The organism is Streptomyces sp. ISL-12 (assembly GCF_018614415.1).
Taxonomy (GTDB): domain Bacteria; phylum Actinomycetota; class Actinomycetes; order Streptomycetales; family Streptomycetaceae; genus Streptomyces.
Genome location: NZ_JAGGOO010000056.1, coordinates 1 through 21,075 on the forward strand (window position 1 = coordinate 1; position 21,075 = coordinate 21,075).

Sequence of the window (21,075 nt, forward strand, 5' to 3'; positions counted from 1 at the left end):
GGGTGGGGTGGGGGCGGGGGCGTACGTCGCGGGTGCGGGGCGCCGTCGGCGGCGGCGCCGTCCGGTGGCGGGGAGGAGGAGGTCGAGCAGCAGAAGCAGGGGCAGCCAGGCCCGGCGGGCGGTACGGTGACGCACGTTCATCGGCTCCGTGAGGTCGGTCGGTGGCCATGCCCCCGGGCCGGTGCGACGGTCGCGGGGGTTCGCTTTGGGTAGCGAAGCCCTCACAGAGTGGAGTGGTCGCGGCTAGGCTCGCCAGAGGTACGGATGTGCCGGATGCCTTGTCACGTGGGAGTCGCACGGATGAACAACGTCTACGGCACCTGGCTCAAGCAGCAGCGTGAGGCGGCCGGGCTGACACAACAGCAGTTGGCCGACCTGGCTCTCATGTCGCGCACGCACATCGCCCATATCGAGGCGGGGCGCCGACTGCCGTCCCGCGAGGACGCGCGGCGCCTGGACGCGGCCCTGAACACGGGGAATGTACTGGTCAGTTTCCTGCCGGAGGAGGAGCCAGCGGTCGCCGACTATTTCGAGGCTGCACGGCTCCTGGAGCAGCAGGCGGTCATGATCCGCGAGTTCGCCATGTCATTCGTACCGGGCATCCTCCAAACGGAAGCGTACGCACGAGCGATCACGGCCACGTCATTCCCTCCCGTGAGCGAGAAGGAATGTGACGCGCTCGTTGTCACACGGCTGGAACGGGCAAGAATCCTGAACGATGCGGTCACTCCGGTCGTGTGGGCACTGATCGACGAAGCGGTACTACGACGTGTCGCGGGAGGGCGCGCGGTGATGGCGGAACAGGTCGCTCACCTCGTGCACCTGACGGACACGGGCAGGGTGCGTGTGCATGTCCTGCCGTTCGCCGCCGGCCGCCATCCCCTGATGGAGGGCATGCTCTCGCTGCTGGAGTTCGAAGACCAACCGTCCGTGGCCTATACGGAAGGGATTGGGATGGGGAAGCTCCACGACTCTCCGTCCATGGTTCGGACGCTGGAGAGTCGTTACGCTCTGGCTTTGAGCGACGCGTTGCCGCTGCGAGAGTCGCTGGCCCTGCTCAAGAGCATTGCGAGGGACCTGGAAGGTCATGGCTGATCACCTCATACCGAACGCTTCCGCCCTACGAGGCTGGCGACGGTCTTCCTACAGCAACGGCGAAGGCGGCAGCTGTCTGGAAATCGTCGACGGGTGGGCCTACGGCGTCCCCGTTCGAGACTCAAAGGTGGCCGACGGGCCCGCCCTGGTCTTCCGGCCGTCGGAGTGGACGGCGTTCGTCGGGGCCGTGAGGGACGGAGGGCTGCCCGCTCAGCAGTAAAGGCGGGTCAGCAGTTGATGCCCGCCCAGGCACAGGTAGGCCCGGTCGACCGCAAAGGAGCATGCACGCCATGACTGACAAGACGACGCGGAACGCAACGGCACTGAAGGGATGGCGGAAGTCCTCCTACAGCAATGATCAGGCCGGGAGTTGCCTCGAAATACTGGACGGCTGGGACGGCGGCGTCCCCGTTCGGGACTCCAAGGTGCCTGACGGGCCCGCCCTGGTGTTCCGGCCGTCGGAATGGACGGCGTTCGTCGGGGCCGTGACAAGCGGGAGGTTGCCCGGTCAGAACTATGGACAGGTGAGCAACTGAGGCTCACTCAGAGGATGCCTCACCCACGTGGTGGCTTTCGCGAGTCTCTTGTAGCCGATCGCCATCATGCCGCTCGAACCTCACGTCACGTGGAACAGACCTCCACGCTCTGGCCGATGCGGCCGATCTGGCGGCCTGCTCGATCTTCGCGTAGGAGGCGGTGCGGGCTTCCTCATCGATCTGCATCTCATGTTCGGGGCGCATCCCGGTTCGGCCGTCGACGCCTTCGCGCAGGATGTCGGCGTGCCCGGCATGCCGGTTGGTCTCGCCGAGGACGTGGACCATGACGGCGAACAGGTTCGTGTCGGAATGGGGATCCGGCCACCAGGGCACGTGGCCGGGGGCATCGAGGGGAAGCTCGTGGATCGTCGCGTCCGAGTGTTCCCAAGAGCGCCGGTAGAACTCGATGATCTGATCGCGGGTCTCGCCCTCAGTCGCCCACAGATCGCTGCCGTCGTGGTCCTGCCACCGGGGCAGTGGTTCCGGGAAAGGGCGGTCGAAGACCTCGCCGAAGTACCTGGCCTCGACGCCGGCCACGTGTTTGACCAGGCCGAGGAGGTTGCTCCCGGTCACTGTCAACGGTCGGCGGGCGTCGTATTCGGACAAGCCGTCGAGCTTCCAGAGCAGCGCCTCGCGGTCGCGCCGCAGTCTCCCGTGCAGGTTGCCCTTCGCGAATTCATCGATCATGCGGCATGAGGCTGTCATGGGCTACTCGCGGTCTCAAGATCCCGTGTGTGGACTGCAACGACCGGAACGGCCGAAGTCCGGCCATGGCCAGTGCCCTGAGCTGCCACTTGCCACGTGAGACAACGTCTCAGTTCCGTGCGGGACTCCAAGGTGGCTGACGGGCCCGCCCTGGTGTTCCGGCCGGCGGGGTGGACGGCGTGTGTCGGGGCCGTGACGGACGGGCGGTTGCCCAGGCCCCAGTAGGGCGCGTATCGGTGCCCTGCCGATGTCCGCCGCCCGAAGCGCCGCAGGCACCGGCATCAAGCGGATCGGAACCGGCGGGCAGCGACCTCGAAGACGAGTTCGCGGCCGTCCTCCTCGTCCCACTGCTCTCCGACTTCGGTGAAGCCGAAGCCCGCGATGGTGGCCAGGGAGGCCGTGTTGTCGGGGCTGATCGTCGCCCGTACGGTCGTCACCCTTGTCTCGGCCGCTGCTCTGCGGAGCAGTTCGAGCAGCGTGGAACGGGCGTAGCCCTGGCGGCGGAAGCGGGGGGCGACGGAGTAGCCGATCTCGACCATGCCGGTCTCGTCGGGCGGTCCGTGGAACCCGGCATGGCCCACGACGAGACCCCCGTCGCCGATGACCGCTTGCCGCACCATCCACCGCGCACGGGACGCGTCGGCGGCCATCTGGTCGAGCCGGTACCGCCACAGCCAGCGCGCCCTGTCGGTCAGGAAGTACTCGGTCAGCGGGACCCCGGCCAGTCTGCCCGCCTCGGACAGATCGCCGTCGAGCAGGGCGGACATCGCCTCGCCGGACAACTCCGCGAAGCGGACGTGCTTCGGGCTCCGCATGAGCGGGCCACGGTCATCTGCGTCATCTGTCACCTGCGGATGCTCGCCGACCGCCCCGTAGACCGTCCAACGATTTCGAGGCAGCAGCCCGGCAACCACCCCGCCCCGCCACAACACCCCTCACAAAAAACGTGAGCATTTCCCACCCCACCGTCCTCCCCCCGCTCATCCGAGCGCCCCCATGACACTCACCCCCCACCTGCTCACGTTTTCCCAGCGATGGGTACCTGACCACGGCAGCCCCTCGCACACCACGTCACTCGACGGCCGTCGTCGCCTGCCACGCCCCCGGGCGCATGCCTGTCGCCCTCTGGAAGAACACCGAGAAGTTGGACGCGTCGGGGAAGCCGAGCGCGTGGGCGCAGGCGGCGGCGGTGAGGCGGTCGTGTGCGAGGAGCCGTTTGGCCTCCAGGACGATCCGGTCGACGATGTACGCCTTCGCGCTGCGGCCGGTGGCCTGCTGCACCGCTCTGGAGAGGGTGCGGGGCGCGTATCCCAGTGTCCGGGCGTAGTAGCCGGCGTCGTGATGCTCCCGGAAGTGCGCTTCGACGCTGGACCGGAACAGTCGGAACACCGGATGGACCGGCCGTGCTTCGGCATGGGGAGGCCGAAGCCGGGCGATGAGCGCGGAGAGCAGGATCTCGGGCAGCTCCGTCGAGAAGTCCCCGGGTGGGGCGGACGCTTCGAGGAGAAGGTGGTCGCGCGCGGTGTCGACGAACGGCCAGTCGGCGTCGGGAATGCTCCAGTGGGCGACCAGGTCCGGGGACGCGACCAGCTCCCGGGTGGCGCGAGTGACCGGCGCGGTCGGCACGAACAGCACGACGTGCCCGGCCACACCGGCGATGTCGTCCCATCGGTGCACGGCTCCAGGCACGACCCACACCGCGGACCGCTGCTGGAGCGAGTGTCGGAGGAAGTCCACGGTGACGGAGCCGTGCCCGGCGTCGACGACGGCGAGGACATGGAAGTCCGCACGCTGTGTCCCGCCGTCGTTCAGCCCGCGAAGACGGTCGAACGTCATGGTTTCGACAGTGGCGGCACGGTGCCCGACGGGCTGGTAGGTCATGTGCCGGATCACGGTCATCAGTCCAGTTTCCACCATCAGGTGACCAGTCGCGCCAATGCCCCGGCGCGGCGGAAGAGATTCGATGAACGCACAGGACAACCGCCCCGGAACACTGCTCGGGAGAGTCACGATGAACACGACGCAGCAGCAGCCGCTGCCCGCTTACGACCACCGGACGGGGACCGGCCCGACTCTGGTGTTCCTGCACTACTGGGGTGGCTCAGCCCGCACGTGGGACCTCGTCGTCGACCGCCTCGCGGGACGCGACACGGTCACTGTCGACTTCCGCGGGTGGAGCCGCTCGCGCAACCTGGCCGGTCCCTACACCCTCCGCCGGCTCGCCGATGACACGCTCGCCGTGATCGCCGACGCGGGCGTCACCGACTACGTCCTCGTCGGACATTCCATGGGCGGCAAGGTCGCGCAGCTCGTAGCGGCGACCCGGCCCGCCGGCCTCCGCGGGCTCGTCCTCGTGGGTTCCGCGCCGGCGAAGCCCGCCGCGGGGACCACTCCCGAGTACCGGGAAACCCTCTCCCATGCCTACGACTCCGACGAGTCCGTCGCCGGCGCACGCGATCACATCCTCACCGCGACCGAGCTGCCCGAATCGATCAAGTCGCGGATCGTCACCGACTCGCGGGCCGGCACCGACGCCGCCCGCACGGAGTGGCCGCTGCGCGGCATCGCGGAGGACATCCGCGAGCACACCCGCATGATCAGCGTCCCCGCCCTCGTCGTCGCCGGAGAGAACGACCGTGTCGAGCCCGTCGACGTGCTCGTCGGCAACCTGGTGCCCTACCTGTCCCGAAACGACTTCACGGTGATTCCGGACACGGGTCATCTGATCCCGCTGGAAGCTCCGGCCGACCTCGTCGACGCCATCACGTCCTTCGCACCGGCAGTCTGACCATCTGCGCGGCCTGTAACTCGACTTCCTCCCCGATCACCCGCGAACGCCCCGCCGGTGACAACGCGAGGCCGAGGCCACGCACGAAAAACGTGAACAAATCCCTTCCCACCGTCCTCCCCTCACTCATTTGAGCGCCTTCCTGACATTCACCCCCCACCTGCTCACGCTTTTTCGACGATGGGTACATGACTCCGGCAGCCACCTGGGGGAGCAATCCCCACAGCACCCGCCATGTGATCGACGGCGTACGGGCCCTCATGCGGGCCGACGGCCTGAACGTGTCCCTCGCCGCCATCGCCCGCGAGTGCGGGACCTCGCGCAACTTCCTCTACAACAACTGGCGTTCCGCCTCCACGCTGCATCTGTTCGCACTGCGGGCCGAACTGGCGCACGCCTTCACCGTGGCGGACCACACCCACCCCAGCGACGGCACCGTCCCGAGTATCGCCGGGCAGCTGTCGCAGGTCGTACGGCTCGTCCGCCGGCATCCGACGACGGCGGCGGTCGCCCGGTCCTCCCCCGCCGCGTTCGCGCGGGCGCACACCGCGACCGACGGTCCGCTGGTCCACGCGGCGACGGGACTGGTCCGCGATCTGCTGTCTCCGCTGGTCCGGTACGGCGGGGTGGGCGGGGATCCCGCGCTGGAGTCCCGGGCCTGGAAGATTCTCTGGGTCGCGCGTCCCGCCGCCCTCAGCCCCGGAGCCGCGGGGGACGAGGAGGCGGAGAGCCTCTTGGACGGAGCCTTCGGCGCGCTGCTGCGCGACCTGCTCGCCCCGTGGGAGACCGCCCGGTGACGACCGCGATCACGACGCGATTCACAGACTGCTCCCAGGCGAGGGACAGTCCGCGCCCATCGCGTCTGTGGATGGTGTTCTGGTGACATCTGCCACCGATCCACTCCACCCGGCCCCCGCGCCCGCCGCGGCACCCGCCGCGCCGCCCGGCGACGGGCCCGCCGCGCCCCGTTGGTCGTTGCCCGCCCTCCTGGCGATCCTCGTCCTGGCGGCGGCGCTGTACTCCTGGAACCTGTCCTCCTCCGGCCTGAACAGCTTCTACAGCGCCGCCGTGCTCAGCGGCACGGAGAGCTGGAAGGCGTGGTTCTTCGGCTCGCTGGACGCGGGGAACTTCCTCACCGTCGACAAGCCGCCCCTGGCGCTGATGGTCATGGGCCTGTCGTGCCGCGTCTTCGGATACGGCACCTGGCAGATGATGGCGCCGATGATCGTGGCCGCGCTGGCGACGATCTGGATCCTGCACGCGTCCGTGAAGCGGGTGTGGGGCCACGGCGCGGCGACGGTCGCCGCGCTGGTGCTCGCCCTCACCCCGATCACCGTCGCCATCAACCGGGACAACAACCCGGACACACTGCTGGTGTTCCTGATGGTGAGCGGCGCGGCCCTCGGGCTGCGGGCGGCGCGTACCGACCGGCTGCTGCCCCTGCTGGGCTCCGCGGTCTGCTTCGGGCTCGCGTTCAACACCAAGATGCTCCAGGGCTACATCGCCCTGCCCGCCGTGTTCCTGGTGTACGTGTACGCCTCCCGGCTCGGCTGGGTGAAGCGGGCGCGGAACCTGGTGCTGGCCGCGGTCGCGCTCGCCGTCGCCAGTTTCTGGTGGGCGGCGGCCGTCTCGCTGGTGCCCGCCGACGACCGGCCGTACATCGGCGGTTCGACGGACGGCACGGCCTGGGACCTGATCATGGGCTACAACGGCCTCGGCCGGGTCTTCGGCGGCGAGGGCAACGGCGGAGGCGGCGGGGGCGGCGGCAGTTTCGCCGGGACCGCCGGGATCGGCCGGATGTTCAACGACGTGCTCGGCGGCCAGATCTCCTGGCTGCTGCCCTTCGCGGGTATCGCGCTCGTCGCCGGCCTGGTGCTGTGCGGACGGGCCCCGCGCACCGACCTGACGCGGGCCGCGCTGGTGCTGTGGGGCGGCTGGACGGTCCTGCACTTCCTGACCTTCAGCATGGCCGAGGGCACCATGCACCCGTACTACACGACCGCGCTCGCCCCCGGTATCGCGGCGCTGTGCGGGGGTGGCGGCGTGATGCTGCTGCGCGCCTTCCGCGCCGACCGGCGGTGGGTGTGGGTGCTGCCGCTGGCCCTCGGGGTCACCGGGGTCTGGGCGATCGTGCTGCTGCGCCGGGCCTCCGGCTGGAACACCTGGCTGTGGCCGACGATCGCGGTGGTGATGGCGCTGGCCATCGCCGGTCTGCTGGTCTTCCGCTCCGGCCGGCGGGTCCGGCTGCTGGCGGTCTCCGTCGCCGCGGCCGTGGTCGCCTCGGTGGCGGGTCCGGCGGCGTACGCCTGGTCCGTGCCGTCCGGTTCGGGCGGCGGCATGGGCGGCACCAACCCGACCGCCGGTCCGACGACGGGCAGCGGTACGGGCGGTCCGGGCGGCGGAGGCGGCGGTCAGGGCGGCGGCCCCGGCGGTCAGTTGCCGGGCGGCTCCGAGCAGGGCGGCCAAGCGGCCGGTGGTTTCCCCGGCGGCGGCGAGATGCCGGGCGGTGGCGAGATGCCGCAGGGCGGCGGTACGGCCACCGGCGGTACGGCGGAGGCGGGCGGCACACCCCCGACCGGAACCGGCGGCCAGACCGGCAGCGAGAGCGGCAGCGAGAGCGGCAGCGAGTCCGGCGAGGCGGCCGGCGGGCCCGGCGGGGGCACGGGCGGCGTAGGTATGGGCGGCGGCATGGGCGGCAGTGCCAGTACCGGGCTGATCTCCTACCTCAAGAAGCACCAGGACGGCGCCACATGGCTGCTCGCCGTCTCCAGCTCGCAGAGCGCCGCGCAGCTCATCCTCAGCAGCGGTGAGCCGGTCATCTCCATGTGGGGCTGGTCCGGCAGCGACAAGGCCATGACCCTCGCCAAGCTCAAGGAGCTGGTGAAGAGCGGGCAGTTGCACTACATCCAGATCTCCAGCGGCGGCATGGGCGGGGGCATGGGCGGCGACTCGTCGCTCAGCACCGAGGTCACGGAGTGGGTGCAGAAGAACGGCACCGAGGTCACGGCCGTCGACGACGCCTCGGGCGTCTACCGGCTGGACGCGTCCGACGTGAACTGACCGCCCCCGCGGAGCGGATGACCGTACGGCCCCCGACCCCCAGGTCGGGGGCCGTCGTCACGCGATCGACACGTCATGTACACCGCACGTCCTACATGTCCATGCCACTCTCAGGGTATCCATCCATGCAACCCGCGTAGATCGGACACCCGCCATGCTCGCGATACGCCTTCCCAGACGCCGCAAGGCCGTCGCCCTCGCCACGGCCGCCGTGCTCACCGCCCTCGCCGCCCCCGCCCTGACGGCGGCCGAGGCCACGGCCACGACGACGGACTACGACACGACGTACTACAAGAACGCGATCGGCAAGACGGGGACGAGTCTGAAGTCCTCGCTGCACACGATCATCAGCTCGCAGACGAAGATCTCGTACTCGGCGGTCTGGGACGCGCTGAAGGCCACCGACCAGGACCCCGCCAACAGCGGCAACGTGATCCTGCTCTACTCCGGGACCTCCCGCAGCAAGTCCCTCAACGGCGGGGACTCCGGCGACTGGAACCGCGAGCACGTGTGGGCCAAGTCCCACGGCGACTTCGGTACCGCCACCGGCCCCGGAACCGACCTGCACCACCTCCGCCCGGAGGACGTCCAGGTCAACAGCATTCGGGGCAACAAGGACTTCGACAACGGCGGCAGCACCGTCTCCAGCGGCGGCGGCAGCCTCACCGACTCCGACTCCTTCGAGCCCCGCGACGCCGTCAAGGGCGACGTGGCCCGCATGATCTTCTACATGGCGGTCCGCTACGAGGGCGACGACAGCTGGCCCGACCTGGAGGTCAACAGCAGCGTCAACAACGGGAGCAACCCGTACATCGGCAAGCTCTCCGTCCTGAAGGCATGGAGCGACGAGGACCCGCCGGACGCCTTCGAGGAGCGCCGCAACCAGGTCATCTACGACTCCTACCAGCACAACCGGAACCCCTTCATCGACCACCCGGAGTGGGTCGAGGCGATCTGGTAGGAGCCTGACCGGTCCGTTCAGGCCAGGTGGGCCGGCGCGAACATCCGCAGGGCCGCCGGGAGGACGACCACCGACGGTCCGGGCGTCGCCAGGGCCTCGGCGAGGTCGGCCTCCAGCGTCCCGGGCGAGGTCCGTACGCCCGGGACGCCGAACGACTCGGCCAGGGCCGCGTAGTCGGGGCCGGGCAGGTCCGTCGCCGTCGGCTGTCCGTACGCGTCGGTCGTGTACGCGCGCGGGATGCCGTGGCCGCCGTCGTCGACGATCAGCCAGGTGACGTCCAGGCCGTACTGCCGGGCCGTCGCCAGTTCGGCGAGGGAGTGGAGCGCGCCGTCGTCGCCCGACACCGCCAGCACCGGGCGGGTCGGGTCGGCCGCCGCCGCGCCGAGGGCGGCGGGGAAGGCGTAGCCGAGGCCGCCGGCACCCTGGGCGGAGTGCATGGCGCCCGCCTTGGCGTCGAAGGCCGACCAGGCCCAGTAGGTGAGGGCCGTCATGTCCCAGAAGGAGGGCGCGGCGGCGGGCAGGGCGCGGCGTACGGCGGCCAGGACGTCCTGTTCCAGGGTGAGTTCCTGGGCCGCGAGGCGGTCGTGGACGCGGTCGAGCAGGGCCCGTACCCGTTCGGGGGCGGTCGGGTCGGTGCGTTCGCCGGTCGTCTCCAGGAGGGCCTGGAGGGCGAGCCGGGCATCGGCGTGGATGCCGAGGGCGGGGTGGTTGGACTCCAGTGTGCCGAGGTCGGCCTCGATCTGGACGACCCGGCCGCGGGGGCGGAAGGTGTGGTGGCCGGAGGAGAGTCCGCCCAGGCCCGAGCCGACGACGAGCAGGACGTCGGCGTCCTCCAGGAAGTCGGTGGTGTGGCGGTCCTCCAGCCAGGACTGGAGGGACAGGGGGTGGGTCCAGGGGAAGGCGCCCTTGCCGCCGAAGGTGGTGACGACGGGGGCGTCGAGGCGTTCCGCGAGCTGGCGGAGCTTGCGCGCGGCGTCGGCGCGGACCACTCCCCCGCCCGCGATGACCGCCGGCCGCTCGGCGCGGGTCAGCAGGTCGGCGGCGACGGCCGTCAGCTCCACCCGGGGGACCAGTTCCTCGGGGGTGGCGTCGACGCCCGTCACCACCGGCAGCGGTGTCTCGGCACTCAGCACGTCCGCCGGGATCTCCACCCAGACGGGACCGTGCGGCGCGGTCAGCGCCGACCGCCAGGCCTCCGCGATCGCCGACGGGATCTGGGACTGGGTGCGCGCGGTGTGGACGGACTTCACCACGCCCCGGAAGGAGGCGGCCTGGTCGGGGAGTTCGCGCAGGTAGCCGTGGTGTCCGCCGCCCAGACCGGCTGTCGGGACCTGGGTGCCGATCGCCAGGACGGGCGCCGAGGCCGCCCGCGCCTCCTGGAGCGCGGCCAGCGACATCAGCGCGCCCGGTCCGGTGGGCAGCAGCAGCGGGGCGGCCTCGCCGGTGATCCGGCCGTAGGCGTCGGCGGCGAAACCGGCGTTGTTCTCCACCCGCAGGCCGAGGTAGCGCAGACCGGAGCGGCGCAGCGCGTCGAAGACGCCGGGCGCGGACCGGCCGGGCAGGCCGAAGACAGTGGTCGCGCCGAGCCCGGCGAGCGTCTCCAGGACCAGGTCCGAGCCGGTGCGGCCGGCGGGCGGGTGCAGCGCGGCCCGCGTCTGGGCGGCGGTCGGGCTGAGTACCACGTCGTGGTCGTGCGTCACTTGGAGCGGTCCTCCGCGATCCGGCGGGACATGAGCGTGGTCAGTTCGTAGGCGGTGTGGGAGGCCGCCACCGACGTGATCTCCGCGTGGTCGTACGCGGGGGCCACCTCGACGACGTCCGCCGACACCAGGTTGCAGGGCGCCAGGCCGCGCAGGATCTCCAGCAGTTCGCGGGAGGTCATGCCGCCGGCCTCGGGGGTGCCGGTGCCGGGCGCGTGGGCCGGGTCGAGGCAGTCGATGTCGACGGAGACGTAGAGCGGCCGGTCGCCGACGCGCCGGCGCAGCTGGTCGGCGACCTCGTCCACGCCGCGCCGCATGACGTCCGCCGACGTGACGATGCCGAAGCCCATCTTCTCGTCGTCGGTGAGGTCCTGCTTGCCGTAGAGCGGGCCGCGGGTGCCGACGTGGGAGAGGGCGGAGGTGTCGAGGATGCCCTCCTCGACAGCGCGGCGGAAGGGGGTGCCGTGGGTGTACTCGGCGCCGAAGTAGGTGTCCCAGGTGTCGAGGTGGGCGTCGAAGTGGAGCAGGGCGACGGGGCCGTGCTTCCGGGCGACCGCGCGCAGCAGGGGCAGCGCGATGGTGTGGTCGCCGCCGAGGGTCATCAGGCGGGCGCCGGTGGAGAGCAGGTCGTCGGCCGCCGCCTCGACGGTCTCCACGGCCTCGTGGATGTCGAACGGGTTGACGGCTATGTCACCGGCGTCCGCGACCTGGGCGAGGGCGAAGGGCGAGGCGTCCTGCGCCGGGTTGTAGGGGCGCAGCAGCCGGGACGCCTCGCGGATGGCGTTGCCGCCGAACCGGGCGCCGGGCCGGTAGGAGACGCCGGAGTCGAACGGCACGCCCACCACGGCGACGTCCGCGCGGCCGACCTCGTCCAGACGGGGCAGCCGGGCGAAGGTCGCGGGGCCCGCGTAGCGCGGGACGCGGGAGGAGTCGACGGGACCGCGAGGGGTGTCGTTGTTGCTCATACCCAGACTGTAAGTGGCCGGAAAGCGTCAGCGAAGTGCACGTCCCGTGGGCTCGGGTGCTCCGTCCCAGCGGGTGACATGGCGCAGACGCCCACAGACGGCTGCCCCACAATGGGAGTCATGCCGATACCCGGGACACCCAGCCGCGCCGAACTCGTCGATCACCTCGTCCGTACCCGTATCGCGGGCGACGTCGCCACCCCCCGCGAGAACAACCTCTCGCACTACCGGAAGCTCGCGAACGGCGACCGCCACTACTGGCTCGGCCTGGAGCTGGGCGACCGCTGGAGCGACGAGCAGGACGTGCTCGCGGTGATGGCGGAGCGGGTCGGCGTCGTCGACGACGCGGAGTTCCGCCACGGCCAGGACACCATCGACCCCGAGCTGACCGTGGCCGCGCTGGAGCGGCTGGCCGGGCGGCTGCGCAAGGCCGCCGACAGCGCGCAGCGGGTGCTGTTCGCCACCGGCCACCCCGGCGGCCTGCTGGACGTGCACCGGGCGACGGCCGCCGCGCTGCGCGCCGCCGGCTGCGAGATCGTCGTCATCCCGGAGGGGCTGCAGACGGACGAGGGGTACGTCGTGCAGTTCGCGGACGTGGCGGTCCTGGAGCACGGCGCCACGCTGTGGCACACCCACTCGGGCGAACCGATGAAGGCGATCCTCACCGGCCTGGAGCGCGCGGGCCGCCCGCTGCCCGACCTGGTCGTCGCCGACCACGGCTGGGCGGGCTACGCCGGGCAGCACGGCGTCGACTCCTGCGGATACGCCGACTGCAACGACCCGGCCCTGTTCCTCGCCGAGGCCGAGGGGACCGTGCAGGTCACCGTCCCGCTCGACGACCACGTCCTCAGCCCGCGCTACTACGACCCGATGACGGCGTATCTGCTGGCGGAGGCGGGGCTGGCCTGAGGCTGCCCCAGGGCTTTCCTAGGGCTTGCGTGCGCCGGGCGTCGGGTCCAGATAGACCCGGCGCACCATCGGCAGCTCGGCCCGCAGCCGCCGCTCGGCCCGTTCGCAGGTCCACTCGATCCGGTCGGCGGTCGCCCCGTCCCGGAAGTCGACCTTGGCGGCGACCAGGGCCTCCCGGGGGCCCTGGACGAGGGTGGTCAGTTCCAGGACGGCCTCGATGTCGTCCTCGGCCAGCAGTTCGGCCCGGATGCGTTCCCGCACGGCCGGGGGCAGCGGGCGGCCGATGAGGAACTCCGCGTTGGAGCGGCCGAGCACCCAGGCGACGTAGAGCAGCAGGGCGCCGATGCACAGGGACGCGACGCCGTCGAAGACGCCGGAGCCGGTGAGCTGTCCGCCGAGCAGTCCCCCGGCGGCGAGGACGAGACCGATCAGGGCGGCGGAGTCCTCCATGACGACGGCCTTCACGGCGGTGTCGGGGGTGCGGCGCAGATAGCGCCCGAACGGCACCCGGGCGCGGGCGGCCGCGCCGCGGGCCTGCCGGAGGCCGGTGCGCAGGGAGTAGCCCTCCAGCAGGAAGGCGAGGGCCAGGACGATGTACGCGATGAGCGGGTCGCCGGGTTCCTCGCCGTGGGTGAGGGTGTGCAGGCCGTCGTAGAAGGAGAAGACGGCGCCGCCGACGAAGGTGGCGACGGCGGCGAGCAGGGCCCAGATGTAGCGTTCGGGGCCGTGGCCGAGGGGGTGGTCCTCGTCGGCGGGGCGGACGCTGCGTTTCAGGGAGGTCAGCAGCAGCACCTCGGTGACGGTGTCGGCGAGCGAGTGCGCGGCCTCCGACAGCATCGCGCTGGAGCCGCTGATCACGCCGGCCACCGCCTTGGCGAGGGCGATGCCCAGATTGGCGAGGGCGGCGACGATCACCGTGAAGGTGCTCTCGCCGCCGCCCGTGGTCTCGTCCCGTTCCGGTCGCGCCATGCCTCTCAGTGTTCCCGAGGGACGCGGATCACGCCTTCCTGGATGACCGTCAGCGCGAGGTGCCCGTCCTGGGTGTGGATCCGGGCCTGGCCCAGGCCCCGGCCGCCGGAGGCCGACGGCGACTGCTGGTCGTAGAGCAGCCATTCGTCGGCGCGGAACGGGCGGTGGAACCACATGGCGTGGTCCAGGGAGGCGCCGACGACGTCACCGACGGCCCAGCCGCCCCGGCCGTGCGCGAGGAGCACGGAGTCGAGCAGGGTCATGTCGGAGACGTAGGTGGCGAGGACGACGTGCAGGAGGGGGTCGTCGGCCAGTTTGCCGTCGGTGCGGAACCAGACCTGCGAGTGCGGTTCGCGCGGGGTGCCGTAGTCGCCGTAGGGCGGGTCGTCGACGTACCGCAGGTCGACGGCGGCGCGGGCCTCCAGGAACCGTTCGACGGTCTCGGCGGGCAGGTGGGGGTAGGAGCGCAGCCGGTCGGCGTGGGTGGGCAGCGTCGCCGGGTCCGGGGCGGGCGGCATCGGCGCCTGGTGGTCGAGGCCGTCCTCGTACGTCTGGAAGGACGCCGACAGGGTGAAGATCGGCTTGCCGTGCTGGACGGCGACGACGCGGCGGGTGGTGAAGGAGCGGCCGTCGCGGAGCCGGTCGACCTCGTAGACGATGGGGGCGTCCGGGTCGCCGGGGCGCAGGAAGTACGCGTGCAGGGAGTGCGCGGGCCGGTCGGCGGGGACCGTGCGCCCGGCGGCGACCATCGCCTGGGCGGCCACCTGCCCGCCGAAGACCCGGGGGACGACGGCGGACCGGGACCGGCCGCGGAAGATGTCCTGCTCGATCCGCTCCAGGTCGAGCAGATCGAGCAGGTTGTCCAGTGCCTCGCTCATGCCGTGCGGGTCACAGGCCCATGTTCTTCGCGATGATCATCTTCATGACCTCGCTGGTGCCGCCGTAGATGCGGTTGACGCGGTTGTCGGCGTACAGGCGGGCGATCGGGTACTCGTTCATGTAGCCGTAGCCGCCGTGCAGCTGGAGGCAGCGGTCGATGACACGGTGGGCGACCTCGGTGCAGAACAGCTTGGCGCTGGCGGCCTCGGCGGCGGTCAGCTCACCGGCGTCCAGGGCCTCCAGGGCGCGGTCGGCGACCGCCTCGGCGGCGTCCACCTCGGCCTGGCAGGCGGCCAGTTCGAACTTGGTGTTCTGGAAGGACGCGACGGTCTTGCCGAAGACGGTCCGGTCCTGGACGTACTCCTTGGCGAACCGCACCGCCGCCTTGGCCTGCGCGTACGCGCCGTAGGCGATGCCCCAGCGCTCGGAGGGCAGGTTGGCGCCGAGGTAGTAGAAGCCCTTGTTCTCCTCGCCGAGGAGGTCTTCCACCGGCACCTTGACGTCGACGAAGGCCAGCTCGGCGGTGTCGGAGGTCTTCAGGCCGAGCTTGTCCAGCTTGCGGCCGACCGAGTAGCCCTCGGACTTGGTGTCGACGGCGAACAGGGAGATGCCGAACCGGCGGTCCTCCGCCGTGGGCGCGGCGGTGCGGGCGCAGACGATGACGCGGTCGGCGTGGACGCCGCCGGTGATGAAGGTCTTGGCGCCGTTGAGGACGTAGTGCGTGCCGTCCTCGCTCAGCTTGGCGGTGGACTTCATGCCCGCGAGGTCGGAGCCGGTGCCCGGCTCGGTCATCGCTATCGCCCACATCTCCTCGGCGGAGACGAACTTGGGCAGGAACCGCTTCTTCTGCTCCTCGGTGGCGAGCATCTTGATGTACGGCAGGGCGAGCAGGACGTGCACGCCGGAGCCGCCGAAGGTGACGCCGGCGCGGGCGGTCTCCTCGTACTGGACCGCCTCGAACTTGTGGCTCTCCAGCCCGGCGCCGCCGAACTCCTCCGGCACGTTGATGCCGAACAGGCCCAGCTCGGCGAGCTTGTAGTAGAACTCGCGGGGCACGATGCCCTCGGTGAACCACTTGTCGTACTCCGGCACGACCTCGGCCTCGATGAAGGCGCGCAGGGTCTCCCGGAACGCCTCGTGATCCTCGTTGAACACCGTACGGCGCACGGGCGCCCACCTCCACGGGTACGTATATCTAAGCGCTTGCTCAGATCCAACGGTACCGGCGGGTAGGGACAGGAGTCCAGAGCGGGCGCCTAGTAACGCGGGTCACGCGCAGGCGCCCCCCGCCGCGGCGAACGCCCCCCGCGCCATCCGGTGCAGCAGCCCCGCCGTCGCCGCCCGCGAGGGCCTCCCCAGGTGGGGCGTCGAGTTCAGCAGGCCGAACACCGCGTGCACCGCCGCCCGCGCGGCGGGCTCCGCGAGGGACGGGTACACCTCCCGCACCACCCCCACCCACAGCTCCACGTACTGCCGCTGCAACTGCCGCACCAGCTTGCGGTCGCTGTCCCGGAGGCGGTCCAGCTCGCGGTCGTGCAGGGTGATGAGCGGGCGGTCGTCGAGCGCGAAGTCGATGTGGCCCTCGATGAGCGAGTCGAGGACCGCCTCCGGGGCGCCGTCACCGGCCTCGGCCAGCCGCCGCTTCGCACCCGTCAGGAGCTGACCGCTGATGCCTACCAGCAGCTCGGCGAGCATCGCGTCCTTGCCGGCGAAGTGCCGGTACAGACCCGGCCCGCTGATGCCGACCGCCGCCCCTATCTCGTCCACGCCCACCCCGTGGAACCCGCGCTCGGCGAAGAGCCGCGCGGCCTCCTTGAGGATCTGCTCGCGTCGCGTCGGGGCGTCGGTTCTCGTGGCCATGAATCAATTCTAGACAGCGAGGTTAGCGCTCGTTAACCTGTGGAACATACGCGTTAACGGTCATTAACCAAGGGGGTGCGAGATGCACGACGAGGCGCCGGAGCTCACCACCGCGGCCGACCCCGCGTCGGAGGTGTTCCAGGCCAACGACGCGGCACAGCGCGCCCTCGTCGAGGAGCTGCGGAGCAGACTGGCGGCGGCCCGTCTGGGCGGCGGCGAGAAGGCCCGCGCCCGGCACACCGCCCGCGGCAAGCTGCTCCCGCGCGAGCGCGTGGACCGGCTCCTCGACCCAGGCTCCCCGTTCCTGGAGCTGGCGCCGCTGGCGGCGGAGGGGATGTACGACGGACAGGCCCCGGCCGCCGGGGTGATCGCCGGGATCGGCCGGGTCAGCGGCCGGGAGTGCGTGATCGTCGCCAACGACGCCACGGTCAAGGGCGGCACGTACTACCCGATGACCGTGAAGAAGCACCTGCGCGCCCAGGAGGTGGCCCTGGAGAACCGGCTGCCGTGTCTGTACCTGGTGGACTCGGGCGGCGCCTTCCTGCCGATGCAGGACGAGGTCTTCCCGGACCGGGACCACTTCGGGCGGATCTTCTACAACCAGGCCCGGATGTCCGGCGCGGGCATCCCGCAGATCGCCGCCGTCCTCGGGTCCTGCACGGCGGGCGGGGCGTACGTCCCGGCGATGAGCGACGAGGCGGTCATCGTGCGCGGCCAGGGCACGATCTTCCTGGGCGGTCCGCCGCTGGTGAAGGCGGCCACCGGTGAGGTGGTGACGGCGGAGGAACTGGGCGGCGGCGAGGTGCACGCGCGGGTGTCGGGCGTCGCCGACCACCTCGCGGAGGACGACGCGCACGCCCTGCGCATCGTGCGGACCATCGTGGACACGCTGCCGGCGCGCGGGGCGCCGCCCTGGGAGGTGCGCCCGGTGGCGGAGCCGAAAGTGGACCCGTACGGGCTGTACGGCGTCGTCCCGGCCGACTCGCGCACGCCCTACGACGTACGCGAGGTCATCGCGCGGGTGGTGGACGGCTCACGGTTCGCGGAGTTCAAGGCCGAGTTCGGGCAGACCCTGGTGACCGGGTTCGCCCACGTCCACGGCCATCCGGTCGGCATCGTCGCCAACAACGGCATCCTGTTCTCCGAGTCCGCCCAGAAGGGCGCCCACTTCGTCGAACTGTGCGACCAGCGCGGCATCCCGCTGGTGTTCCTGCAGAACATCTCGGGGTTCATGGTCGGCAAGGACTACGAGGCCGGGGGCATCGCCAAGCACGGCGCCAAGATGGTCACGGCGGTGGCGTGCACGCGGGTGCCGAAGCTGACGGTGGTGATCGGCGGGTCGTACGGCGCCGGGAACTACTCGATGTGCGGCCGGGCCTACTCGCCCCGGTTCCTGTGGATGTGGCCCGGCGCCAAGATCTCCGTGATGGGCGGCGAGCAGGCCGCCTCCGTGCTGGCGACCGTCAAGCGGGACCAGCTCCAGGCGCGCGGCGAGGAGTGGCCGGCCGAGGAGGAAGAGGCGTTCAAGGCGCCGGTGCGCGCGCAGTACGAGCGGCAGGGCAACGCCTACTACGCCACCGCCCGGCTGTGGGACGACGGGGTCATCGACCCGCTGGAGACCCGGCAGGTGCTGGGGCTGGCCCTGACCGCGTGTGCCCAGGCGCCGCTGGGTGAACCCCGGTTCGGCGTCTTCCGGATGTGAGGGGGAGAGCGACGATGTTCGACACCGTACTCGTGGCCAACCGGGGCGAGATCGCCGTCCGCGTGATCCGCACGCTGCGCGCGCTGGGCGTGCGCTCGGTGGCCGTCTTCTCCGACGCGGACGCGGGCGCCCGGCACGTCCGGGAGGCCGACGAGGCCGTACGGATCGGCCCGGCGCCGGCGGCGGAGAGCTATCTGTCCGCCGAGCGGCTGCTGGAGGCCGCCGAGCGGACGGGCGCGCAGGCCGTCCACCCGGGGTACGGCTTCCTGGCGGAGAACGCCGGTTTCGCCCGGGCCTGCACGGCGGCGGGGCTGGTCTTCATCGGGCCGCCCGCCGACGCGATCGCCCTGATGGGCGACAAGATCCGGGCCAAGGAGACGGTGGCGGCGGCCGGCGTCCCGGTGGTCCCGGGCGGACGGGACCCGGACCCCGGCGAACGCGACACCGGCCCCGGAGGCCCCGCCCCCGGCGGACACGGCCCCGGCGGACACGGCCCCGACGGACGCGACCCCGGCCTCGCCGAGGCCGCCCGCGCGCTCGGCGCACCCGTGCTGCTCAAGCCGTCGGCGGGCGGCGGCGGCAAGGGCATGCGGCTGGTGCGGGACCTCGCCGTCCTGGAGGAGGAGATCGCCGCGGCCCGCCGCGAGGCCCGCGCCTCCTTCGGGGACGACACGCTGCTGGTGGAGCGGTGGATCGACCGGCCCCGGCACATCGAGATCCAGGTGCTGGCCGACGGCCACGGCAACGTCGTCCACCTCGGCGAGCGCGAGTGCTCCCTCCAGCGCCGGCACCAGAAGATCGTCGAGGAGGCGCCCAGCGTGCTCCTCGACGAGGCGACGCGCGCCGCGATGGGCGAGGCGGCCGTGCGGGCGGCCCGTTCCTGCGGCTACCGGGGCGCGGGCACGGTGGAGTTCATCGTCCCCGGCGCCGACCCGTCCGCGTACTGCTTCATGGAGATGAACACCCGCCTCCAGGTGGAGCATCCGGTCACCGAGTACGTCACCGGCCTGGACCTGGTGGAGTGGCAGCTGAGGGTCGCGGCCGGGGAGAAGCTCGGCTTCGGCCAGGCCGAGGTCCGGCTCACCGGGCACGCGGTGGAGGCCCGGCTGAGCGCCGAGGACCCCGCGCGGGGCTTCCTGCCGACCGGCGGCACGGTGCTGCGGCTGCGCGAGCCGCGCGGCGACGGCGTGCGCACCGACTCCGGACTGAGCGAGGGCACCGAGGTCGGCAGCCGCTACGACCCGATGCTGGCCAAGGTGATCGCGTACGGCCCGGACCGGGAGACGGCCCTGCGCAAGCTGCGCGCCGCCCTCGCCGGGACGGTGACGCTGGGGGTGCCGACCAACGCCGGGTTCCTGCGGCGGCTGCTCGCGCACCCGGCGGTGGTGGCGGGCGAGCTGGACACCGGGCTGGTGGAGCGCGAGGCGGACGGCCTGACCCCCGACGGCGTACCGGAGGAGGTGTACGAGGCGGCGGCGGCCGTACGGCTGGACGCGCTGGCACCGAAGGGCGACGGCTGGACGGACCCGTTCTCGGTGCCGAGCGGGTGGCGGCTGGGCGGGGAGCCGAAGCCGCCCTCCTTCCACCTGCGGGTGACCGACCCCGTCGAGTACACCCCGCGCGGCACCCACACCGTCACCGACGACACCGTCACCGTCACCCTGGACGGCGCCCGGCACACCTTCCACCGGGCCGGCGACTGGCTCGGCCGCGACGGCGACGCCTGGCAGGTACGGGACCACGACCCGGTCGCCGCCTCCCTCACCCGGGCGGCGCACGCGGGTGCCGACTCGCTCACCGCGCCCATGCCGGGGACGGTGACGGTGGTGAAGGCCGCCGTCGGCGACGAGGTGGCCGCCGGACAGAGCCTGCTGGTGGTCGAGGCGATGAAGATGGAGCACGTCATCTCCGCCCCGCACGCCGGCACGGTCACCGAACTCGACGTCTCCCCCGGCACCACGGTCGCCATGGACCAGGTACTGGCGGTCATCGCCCCCGCGGAGGTGGCCCCATGACGCTCCCCATGACCGTCCCGGCGCCCGGTCTGCCCACCCGGGTCCGCATCCACGAGGTCGGCCCCCGCGACGGCCTCCAGAACGAGAAGGCGACCGTCCCGACGGAGGTCAAGGCCGAGTTCGTGCGCCGCCTGGCCGAGACCGGCCTGACGACCATCGAGGCGACGAGCTTCGTGCACCCGAAGTGGGTGCCCCAACTCGCGGACGCCGAGGCCCTGTTCCCGCAGATCTCCGCCCTCCCGGCCGCCCTCCCCGTCCTGGTCCCCAACGAACGCGGCCTGGACCGGGCCCTCGCCCTCGGCGCCCGCCGGGTCGCCGTCTTCGCCAGCGCCACCGAGTCCTTCGCCCAGGCCAACCTCAACCGCTCGGTGGACGAGTCACTGGCCATGTTCGCGCCGGTGGTGGCCCGCGCCAAGGCCGCCGGCGTGCACGTACGCGGCTATCTGTCCATGTGTTTCGGCGACCCCTGGGAGGGCGCGGTCCCCGTCCCGCGGGTCGTCCGGGTCTGCCGGGCCCTGCTGGACCTCGGCTGCGACGAGCTGAGCCTCGGCGACACCATCGGCGTCGCGACGCCCGGACACGTCACCGCCCTGCTGGACGAGCTGACCGGCCAGGGCGTCCCCGTGGAGGCGATCGGCGTCCACTTCCACGACACCTACGGCCAGGCACTGGCCAACACCCTCGCCGCGCTCCAACGGGGCGTCACCACCGTCGACGCCTCCGCCGGCGGCCTCGGCGGCTGCCCGTTCGCCAGGTCCGCCACCGGCAACCTGGCCACCGAGGACCTGGTGTGGATGCTGCGCGGCCTCGGCATCGACACCGGCGTCGACCTCGACCGCCTGGTCGCCACCAGCGTATGGATGGCCGCGCACCTCGACCGCCCCAGCCCGTCCCGCACCGTCCGCGCCCTCTCCCACAAGGACCAGTGATC

21 protein-coding genes are annotated in these 21,075 nt (G+C 71.8%); 12 read left to right on the top strand and 9 right to left on the bottom strand.

From position 1 onward, the window contains the following. Positions 1 to 300: 300 nt before the first annotated feature. From J7I94_RS15605 to J7I94_RS15615, 3 genes are all read left to right on the top strand, one after another. Positions 301 to 1,095, top strand: a complete 795-nt coding sequence (locus J7I94_RS15605) for a helix-turn-helix transcriptional regulator (RefSeq protein WP_215167696.1) — start codon at positions 301 to 303, stop codon at positions 1,093 to 1,095. Further along, positions 1,088 to 1,315 (top strand): DUF397 domain-containing protein, encoded by a 228-nt coding sequence (locus tag J7I94_RS15610; protein WP_215167697.1) that lies wholly within the window; start codon positions 1,088 to 1,090, stop codon positions 1,313 to 1,315. The genes J7I94_RS15605 and J7I94_RS15610 overlap by 8 nt, the downstream gene beginning before the upstream one ends. A gap of 70 nt (positions 1,316 to 1,385) precedes the next feature. Continuing rightward, positions 1,386 to 1,631, top strand: coding sequence for a DUF397 domain-containing protein (locus J7I94_RS15615; RefSeq protein WP_215167698.1), 246 nt, complete (start codon positions 1,386 to 1,388; stop codon positions 1,629 to 1,631). A gap of 3 nt (positions 1,632 to 1,634) precedes the next feature. Here the strand turns inward: J7I94_RS15615 and J7I94_RS15620 are convergent, their stop codons facing one another. Next, positions 1,635 to 2,318 (bottom strand): DinB family protein, encoded by a 684-nt coding sequence (locus tag J7I94_RS15620; RefSeq protein WP_215167699.1) that lies wholly within the window; start codon positions 2,316 to 2,318, stop codon positions 1,635 to 1,637. A gap of 135 nt (positions 2,319 to 2,453) precedes the next feature. Between J7I94_RS15620 and J7I94_RS38370 the strand changes: the two genes are divergently transcribed. Continuing rightward, positions 2,454 to 2,561 carry a DUF397 domain-containing protein gene (locus tag J7I94_RS38370; RefSeq protein ID WP_308114583.1) on the top strand — a complete coding sequence of 36 codons (108 nt, stop codon included), beginning with the start codon at positions 2,454 to 2,456 and terminating at the stop codon, positions 2,559 to 2,561. Between the two features lie 56 nt (positions 2,562 to 2,617). Here J7I94_RS38370 and J7I94_RS15630 read toward each other — a convergent pair whose 3' ends face one another. Together J7I94_RS15630 and J7I94_RS15635 are read right to left on the bottom strand one after the other, a co-directional pair. Continuing rightward, entirely contained in the window at positions 2,618 to 3,151 is a 534-nt protein-coding gene (locus tag J7I94_RS15630; protein ID WP_251075214.1) for a GNAT family N-acetyltransferase, read from the bottom strand. Between the two features lie 256 nt (positions 3,152 to 3,407). Further along, positions 3,408 to 4,235 (bottom strand): AraC family transcriptional regulator, encoded by an 828-nt coding sequence (locus J7I94_RS15635; RefSeq protein WP_215167701.1) that lies wholly within the window; start codon positions 4,233 to 4,235, stop codon positions 3,408 to 3,410. 112 nt (positions 4,236 to 4,347) lie between these two features. Here J7I94_RS15635 and J7I94_RS15640 point away from each other — a divergent pair, with 112 nt between their 5' ends. From J7I94_RS15640 to J7I94_RS15655, 4 genes are all read left to right on the top strand, one after another. Continuing rightward, positions 4,348 to 5,124 (top strand): alpha/beta fold hydrolase, encoded by a 777-nt coding sequence (locus J7I94_RS15640; RefSeq protein ID WP_215167702.1) that lies wholly within the window; start codon positions 4,348 to 4,350, stop codon positions 5,122 to 5,124. Positions 5,125 to 5,312: 188 nt separating this feature from the next. Continuing rightward, on the top strand, positions 5,313 to 5,921 hold the full coding sequence (locus tag J7I94_RS15645; RefSeq protein WP_215167703.1) for a hypothetical protein: 609 nt from the start codon (positions 5,313 to 5,315) through the stop codon (positions 5,919 to 5,921). 82 nt (positions 5,922 to 6,003) lie between these two features. Further along, positions 6,004 to 8,184: a glycosyltransferase family 39 protein gene (locus tag J7I94_RS15650; protein WP_215167704.1), complete on the top strand. Its 2,181-nt coding sequence runs from the start codon at positions 6,004 to 6,006 to the stop codon at positions 8,182 to 8,184. A gap of 154 nt (positions 8,185 to 8,338) precedes the next feature. After that, on the top strand, positions 8,339 to 9,145 hold the full coding sequence (locus J7I94_RS15655; protein WP_215167705.1) for an endonuclease I family protein: 807 nt from the start codon (positions 8,339 to 8,341) through the stop codon (positions 9,143 to 9,145). A gap of 17 nt (positions 9,146 to 9,162) precedes the next feature. Here J7I94_RS15655 and J7I94_RS15660 read toward each other — a convergent pair whose 3' ends face one another. Both J7I94_RS15660 and speB read right to left on the bottom strand, forming a co-directional pair. Continuing rightward, a complete protein-coding gene (locus tag J7I94_RS15660; RefSeq protein WP_215167706.1) occupies positions 9,163 to 10,845 on the bottom strand; it encodes a thiamine pyrophosphate-binding protein in 1,683 nt (560 codons plus the stop codon). Next, entirely contained in the window at positions 10,842 to 11,810 is a 969-nt protein-coding gene (gene speB, locus J7I94_RS15665) for an agmatinase (RefSeq protein ID WP_215167707.1), read from the bottom strand. Before speB ends, J7I94_RS15660 begins: the two co-directional genes overlap by 4 nt. Positions 11,811 to 11,930: 120 nt before the next feature. On the opposite strand from speB, the gene J7I94_RS15670 reads away from it, so the two are divergent. Continuing rightward, positions 11,931 to 12,719, top strand: a complete 789-nt coding sequence (locus J7I94_RS15670; protein ID WP_215167708.1) for a phosphatase — start codon at positions 11,931 to 11,933, stop codon at positions 12,717 to 12,719. A gap of 18 nt (positions 12,720 to 12,737) precedes the next feature. Here J7I94_RS15670 and J7I94_RS15675 read toward each other — a convergent pair whose 3' ends face one another. From J7I94_RS15675 to J7I94_RS15690, 4 genes are all read right to left on the bottom strand, one after another. Continuing rightward, entirely contained in the window at positions 12,738 to 13,688 is a 951-nt protein-coding gene (locus J7I94_RS15675) for a cation diffusion facilitator family transporter (protein WP_215167709.1), read from the bottom strand. Positions 13,689 to 13,693: 5 nt separating this feature from the next. After that, positions 13,694 to 14,566, bottom strand: a complete 873-nt coding sequence (locus tag J7I94_RS15680; RefSeq protein WP_215167710.1) for an acyl-CoA thioesterase II — start codon at positions 14,564 to 14,566, stop codon at positions 13,694 to 13,696. Positions 14,567 to 14,576: 10 nt separating this feature from the next. Then, a complete protein-coding gene (locus tag J7I94_RS15685) occupies positions 14,577 to 15,734 on the bottom strand; it encodes an acyl-CoA dehydrogenase family protein (protein ID WP_215167711.1) in 1,158 nt (385 codons plus the stop codon). A 102-nt stretch (positions 15,735 to 15,836) separates the two neighbouring features. Further along, a complete protein-coding gene (locus J7I94_RS15690; RefSeq protein ID WP_215167712.1) occupies positions 15,837 to 16,427 on the bottom strand; it encodes a TetR/AcrR family transcriptional regulator in 591 nt (196 codons plus the stop codon). Between the two features lie 82 nt (positions 16,428 to 16,509). Between J7I94_RS15690 and J7I94_RS15695 the strand changes: the two genes are divergently transcribed. From J7I94_RS15695 to J7I94_RS15705, 3 genes are read left to right on the top strand one after another with little or no spacing between them, the layout of a single operon-like run. Next, a complete protein-coding gene (locus J7I94_RS15695; protein WP_215167713.1) occupies positions 16,510 to 18,129 on the top strand; it encodes a carboxyl transferase domain-containing protein in 1,620 nt (539 codons plus the stop codon). 14 nt (positions 18,130 to 18,143) lie between these two features. Further along, a complete protein-coding gene (locus tag J7I94_RS15700) occupies positions 18,144 to 20,144 on the top strand; it encodes a biotin carboxylase N-terminal domain-containing protein (RefSeq protein WP_215167714.1) in 2,001 nt (666 codons plus the stop codon). Continuing rightward, positions 20,141 to 21,073, top strand: a complete 933-nt coding sequence (locus J7I94_RS15705; RefSeq protein ID WP_215167715.1) for a hydroxymethylglutaryl-CoA lyase — start codon at positions 20,141 to 20,143, stop codon at positions 21,071 to 21,073. The genes J7I94_RS15700 and J7I94_RS15705 overlap by 4 nt, the downstream gene beginning before the upstream one ends. The last annotated feature ends 2 nt before the right edge of the window (positions 21,074 to 21,075 follow it).

Bases quoted from the DNA above. Each gene is read 5' to 3' on its own strand.
- J7I94_RS15605 (WP_215167696.1), top strand. From the start codon at position 301: ATGAACAACGTCTACGGCACCTGGCTCAAGCAGCAGCGTGAGGCGGCC.
- J7I94_RS15610 (WP_215167697.1), top strand. From the start codon at position 1,088: ATGGCTGATCACCTCATACCGAACGCTTCCGCCCTACGAGGCTGGCGA.
- J7I94_RS15615 (WP_215167698.1), top strand. From the start codon at position 1,386: ATGACTGACAAGACGACGCGGAACGCAACGGCACTGAAGGGATGGCGG.
- J7I94_RS15620 (WP_215167699.1), bottom strand. From the start codon at position 2,318: ATGATCGATGAATTCGCGAAGGGCAACCTGCACGGGAGACTGCGGCGC.
- J7I94_RS15630 (WP_251075214.1), bottom strand. From the start codon at position 3,151: ATGCGGAGCCCGAAGCACGTCCGCTTCGCGGAGTTGTCCGGCGAGGCG.
- J7I94_RS15635 (WP_215167701.1), bottom strand. From the start codon at position 4,235: ATGACCGTGATCCGGCACATGACCTACCAGCCCGTCGGGCACCGTGCC.
- J7I94_RS15640 (WP_215167702.1), top strand. From the start codon at position 4,348: ATGAACACGACGCAGCAGCAGCCGCTGCCCGCTTACGACCACCGGACG.
- J7I94_RS15645 (WP_215167703.1), top strand. From the start codon at position 5,313: ATGACTCCGGCAGCCACCTGGGGGAGCAATCCCCACAGCACCCGCCAT.
- J7I94_RS15655 (WP_215167705.1), top strand. From the start codon at position 8,339: ATGCTCGCGATACGCCTTCCCAGACGCCGCAAGGCCGTCGCCCTCGCC.
- speB (WP_215167707.1), bottom strand. From the start codon at position 11,810: ATGAGCAACAACGACACCCCTCGCGGTCCCGTCGACTCCTCCCGCGTC.
- J7I94_RS15670 (WP_215167708.1), top strand. From the start codon at position 11,931: ATGCCGATACCCGGGACACCCAGCCGCGCCGAACTCGTCGATCACCTC.
- J7I94_RS15675 (WP_215167709.1), bottom strand. From the start codon at position 13,688: ATGGCGCGACCGGAACGGGACGAGACCACGGGCGGCGGCGAGAGCACC.
- J7I94_RS15680 (WP_215167710.1), bottom strand. From the start codon at position 14,566: ATGAGCGAGGCACTGGACAACCTGCTCGATCTGCTCGACCTGGAGCGG.
- J7I94_RS15690 (WP_215167712.1), bottom strand. From the start codon at position 16,427: ATGGCCACGAGAACCGACGCCCCGACGCGACGCGAGCAGATCCTCAAG.
- J7I94_RS15695 (WP_215167713.1), top strand. From the start codon at position 16,510: ATGCACGACGAGGCGCCGGAGCTCACCACCGCGGCCGACCCCGCGTCG.
- J7I94_RS15700 (WP_215167714.1), top strand. From the start codon at position 18,144: ATGTTCGACACCGTACTCGTGGCCAACCGGGGCGAGATCGCCGTCCGC.
- J7I94_RS15705 (WP_215167715.1), top strand. From the start codon at position 20,141: ATGACGCTCCCCATGACCGTCCCGGCGCCCGGTCTGCCCACCCGGGTC.